At 64.0% G+C, this 4,226-nt stretch carries 4 protein-coding genes; all 4 read right to left on the bottom strand.

Features of this window, described 5'->3' with window-relative positions:
* Nucleotides 1–747 (bottom strand): sugar ABC transporter permease (locus EN884_RS27780; RefSeq protein WP_164895184.1); only part of this gene is annotated, 747 nt, incomplete at its 3' end.
* Between the two features lie 104 nt (nt 748–851).
* Nucleotides 852–2,105: an ABC transporter substrate-binding protein gene (locus tag EN884_RS27775; RefSeq protein WP_013529701.1), complete on the bottom strand. Its 1,254-nt coding sequence runs from the start codon at nt 2,103–2,105 to the stop codon at nt 852–854.
* 57 nt (nt 2,106–2,162) lie between these two features.
* The gene (locus EN884_RS27770) at nt 2,163–3,674 is read right to left on the bottom strand and encodes an aldehyde dehydrogenase family protein (protein ID WP_063168955.1); all 1,512 of its coding nucleotides are present in this window, start codon (nt 3,672–3,674) and stop codon (nt 2,163–2,165) included.
* Nucleotides 3,675–3,683: 9 nt separating this feature from the next.
* Nucleotides 3,684–4,226, bottom strand: a 543-nt coding sequence (locus EN884_RS27765; RefSeq protein WP_164895183.1) for an enoyl-CoA hydratase/isomerase family protein, incomplete at its 5' end; no start/stop codon positions are given.

Below are 4,226 nucleotides of genomic sequence, written 5' to 3'. Positions count from 1 at the left end.
GTGCGCGAGCACGATGAAGGCCGACAGGAAGATCGGCCGCAGCAGCGGGATGACGATGCGGCGATAGAGCTGGAAGTTGGTGGCGCCGTCGATCTGCGCCGCCTTCATGATCTCGCCGTCGATGCCGCGCAGGCCGGCCAGGAACATCGCCATGATGAAGCCGGAGGCCTGCCAGACGCCGGCAATGACCACCGTGTAGATGACGAAATCCTTATTCTTGATCCAGTCGAAATGGAAGCTCGTCCAACCCCATTGATGCAAGGTCTGCTCGAGACCGAGGCCGGGATCGAGGAACCATTTCCAGGCGACGCCGGTGACGATGAAGGACAGCGCCATCGGATAGAGATAGATCGGCCTCAACACGCCTTCGCCGCGGATCTTCTGGTCGAGCAGGATGGCCAGGAACAGGCCGAGCGCCAGGCAGATTGCGATGTAGAGGAAACCGAAAATACCCATATTGGTGATCGACGTGTACCAGCTCGACGGCGGGTCTGTGTCGAAGGTCCAGCCCCACAGCCGCTGATAGGCGCGCGAGCCGGTTAGGACATAGGACGGGAAGGTCTTGGAATTGGTGAAGGACAGATAGATCGTCCACAGGATGAAGCCGTAGACGAAGACGATGGTGATGGCGAAGCTCGGCGCCAGCACGATCTTCGGCAATGCGTCCTGCAGGCGCGAGCGCACCGAGGCGCGTGGCCGCGCATGCTCCGGCGTCAGCTTGATCTGGCTTGTCGCTACCGTGCTCATGGGGCTCCTCCCGTCGACTCGCGGCCAACCAGCTTCGCGGATCTATGTTCGCGGATCTGGGCCTTCCCCGCCGGAGCGGGGAAGGCGTTTTTGGCGCGTGGCGCTTACTTGGCGTCGTCGATCGCCTTGACCAGCTCGGTCACGGCTTCGTCCGAGGTCTTGATCTGACCATGGACGAACTTCGAAACGACGTCCTTGTAGGCATTGGCGACTGCCGGAGGCGCGCCATAACCCTGGGCCAGCGAGCCGAACAGCGTGCCGCCTTCATTGGCTGCCTTCAGGTCGGCGATGCCCTTCTTGCCGCAAGCGTCGAAGTCGGTGTCCGGAACGTCGGTACGGGCCGGAACCGAACCCTTGACGACGTTGAAGGCCGACTGGAAGCTCTTCGACAGGGTGGCGGTGGCCAGTGCGACCTGGGCGGCCTTGCGGTCGTCGGGAACATTGAACATGCCGAACATGTCGGAGTTGTAGATCACCGAGCCGTCGGTGCCCGGGAAGCGATAGCACAGGAAGTCGGTGCCCGGGGTCTTGTTGGCGGCGTGGAACTCGCCCTTCGCCCAGTCGCCCATGACCTGCACCAGGGCATCGCCCTTGATGACCATGGCGGTGGCAAGGTTCCAGTCGCGGCCCGAGAAGTTGGGGTCGACATAGGTGACGAGCTTGGCCAGATTGTCGAACGACTTCTTCATCGTGTCGGACTTCAGGGACTCGTCATCGAGGTCGTTGAAGGCCTTCTTGTAGAACTCGGGTCCGCCGGTCGACAGCACGACGGAGTCGAACATGGTGGCTTCCTGCCAGTTCTGGCCGCCGAGAGCGAGCGGGATCACGCCTGCCGCCTTGGCCTTGTCGAGCAGGGCAACGAAGTCGTCGAAGGTCTTCGGCTCGGTGCCGCCGATCTTGTCCAGGACGGCCTTGTTGATCCACAGCCAGTTGACCGAGTGAACGTTGACCGGCGCCGCGACCCACTTGCCGTCATAGACCGAAAACTTCTGCAGGGCTGCCGGAACGGACTTGTCCCAGCCTTCCTTCTTCGCCGTTTCGGTCAGGTCGCCCATGACGCCGGCGGCTGCATAGTCGAGCACGGTGTAGCCGAGCATCTGCGAGGCGGTCGGATAATTGCCGGCCGCGACCATCGCCTTCAGCGCGGTCATGGCGGCATCGCCGCCGCCGCCGGCCACCGGCACGTCCTTCCAGGCATAGCCTTCCTTGGCCAGATCACCCTTGAGGACGTTGAGAGCAGCCGCTTCGCCGCCCGAGGTCCACCAATGCAGCATCTGGACTTCCTTGACGTCCTCGGCGTGGGCCGCGAAAGCCAGGCCCGACGCGAGAGCCGTTCCGATAAGCAGTTTGCGCAACATGTACTTCCTCCCTTGTTGCATTACACGACCGGCGGATGCCGCCGGGTTCTTCTCAACTCAGCCGACCCACCACCCGGTGCGCTGGCCGCGATGAAACTGGATTGTCTTTTCCTCGGTATAATCCTCGACGGCGCGTTTGCCGAGTTCGCGTCCGAGACCGGACTGCTTGTAGCCTCCGAAAGGCAGCTCGGGATAACCTTCCATGAACGTGTTCACCCAAACGGTTCCCGAACGCACGCCGCGCGCGACCGACATGCAAGTGTCGATGCTGGCGCTCCACACGCCTGCCGACAAACCATAGGGCGTGTTGTTGGCGATGTGCAACGCCTTTTCAATCGATTCAAAAGTCAGCACCGAGAGCACCGGGCCGAACACTTCCTCGCGCGCTATGGCCATGTCCTCGGTGACGCCGCGGATGATGGTGGGATCGAGGTATTGACCGATATTGGAGGCCAATTGCTTGCCTCCGCTGTAGATGCTGCTGCCCTCGGTCGCGGCTGCCGCAACGTAACCGGCAACCTTGGCCAAATGGTCGGACGAGATCATCGCGCCGACCTTGGTTTGGTCATCGAGCGGATCGCCGACCGTGACCCTGGCGGCAAGCGCCTTGACGGCGCTGAGAAAATCGTCGGCGATCGCCTCGTGCACGATCAGCCGGCTGCCGGCATTGCAGCACTCGCCGGCATTGAAGAAGCCGCCGAACACCGCCGCATCGGCGGCCGCTTCGAGGTCGGCGTCCTGGAAGACGATCTGGCCGTTCTTGCCGCCGAGCTCCATCGAGACTTTCTTCAGCGACTGCGCGGCGGATGCCATCGTCATCTTGCCGACGCGGGTGGAGCCGGTGAACGAGACCATTTCGACCAGCGGGTGGCTGACCATCGGCGCACCGACATCGGCGCCAAGTCCGGCCAGGATATTGACGACGCCGGCGGGCAGGCCGGCCTGCATCAGGATGTCGCCGAGCACGAAGGTCGAGGCCGAGGTCATTTCGCTCGGCTTGACCACCGCCGTGCAGCCGGCGGCGAGCGCGAAGGGCAGTTTCTGGCTGACGATCAGGAACGGGAAATTCCACGGGGTGATGATCGAGACGACGCCGATCGGTTCGCGCAGGACGACACCCAGCATGGCGTCGCCGAGATTGGCGTAGGTTTCACCATGCAGGGTGCGGGCAAGCGAGGCGGCATAGCGCCAGATGTCGACGGCGCCGCCGATCTCGCCGCGTGCCTGGGCGATCGGTTTGCCCGATTCCAGTGCGTCGAGCCGGGCGATGTCTTCCAGCCGGCCCTCGATCAGATCAGCTGCCTTGAGCAGGATCCCGGCACGTTCGGCCGCCTTCATGCGCGGCCATGGACCCGTTTCGAAAGCCCTGTGGGCGGCAAGCACAGCGGCTTCCACTTCGGCCTCACCGGCCTGCGCATAGTGCGAGACGGTGAAGCCGTGGCCGGGGCTGTTTCGAGCAATCGTGCGGCCGTCGCGGGCATCGACATGCTTGCCGTTGATCAGCAGCTTGTAGCCTTTCGGGGCTTCGGCCGCCTCGGCCGGCATGGCGATCTTCAGGGGTGCGTTCATATGTTTGCTCTAGGATCTCGAAAAGGCCGGCTTCTGCTTGGCCTTGAAGGCATCGACGCCGGCCTTCAGATCGCCGGTCAGGGCGATGAAGCCGCTGGCCAGCGCTTCGGTGGCGGCGGCACTTTCCTCGCCTTCGGCGACCGCGATCATCAGCTTGGCGGCTTCCGTCGCCAGCGGGCCGCGCTCGGCGATCTTTTCCGCCCACGCCTTTGCTTCTTCGTGTGCGTTGCCAGTTGCGACCACCCGGTCGACGATGCCCAGGGCGAGTGCCTCGGGGGCGAGAAGGATCTCGCCGCCCAGCGCCATGCGGCGCACCGTCTGCGCGCCGAAGCGGCGCACGGCGCGCTGCGTACCGGACCAGCCGGGCACGACGCCAATCGAGGTTTCCGGGAAGCCTAATTTCACTTGTGTTTCCGCCACGCGCAAGTCGCAAGCCGCAGCCAGTTCCAGGCCGCCGCCAAGCGCATGGCCGGACAGGACGGCGATTGTCGGCTGCCGCAGCCGCGCCAAGCGGTCGAAGACGCGGTGGCCGTAGCGCACCCACTGCACCTG

Source organism: Mesorhizobium sp. M7A.F.Ca.AU.001.01.1.1 (assembly GCF_004022735.1).
GTDB classification, from domain to species: Bacteria; Pseudomonadota; Alphaproteobacteria; order Rhizobiales; family Rhizobiaceae; genus Mesorhizobium; species Mesorhizobium ciceri.
This window is presented reverse-complemented; position numbering and strand designations above follow the sequence as displayed.

Excerpts from the sequence above, each read along its gene's own strand:
- EN884_RS27775 (WP_013529701.1), bottom strand. The coding sequence starts at position 2,105 with ATGTTGCGCAAACTGCTTATCGGAACGGCTCTCGCGTCGGGCCTGGCT.
- EN884_RS27770 (WP_063168955.1), bottom strand. The coding sequence starts at position 3,674 with ATGAACGCACCCCTGAAGATCGCCATGCCGGCCGAGGCGGCCGAAGCC.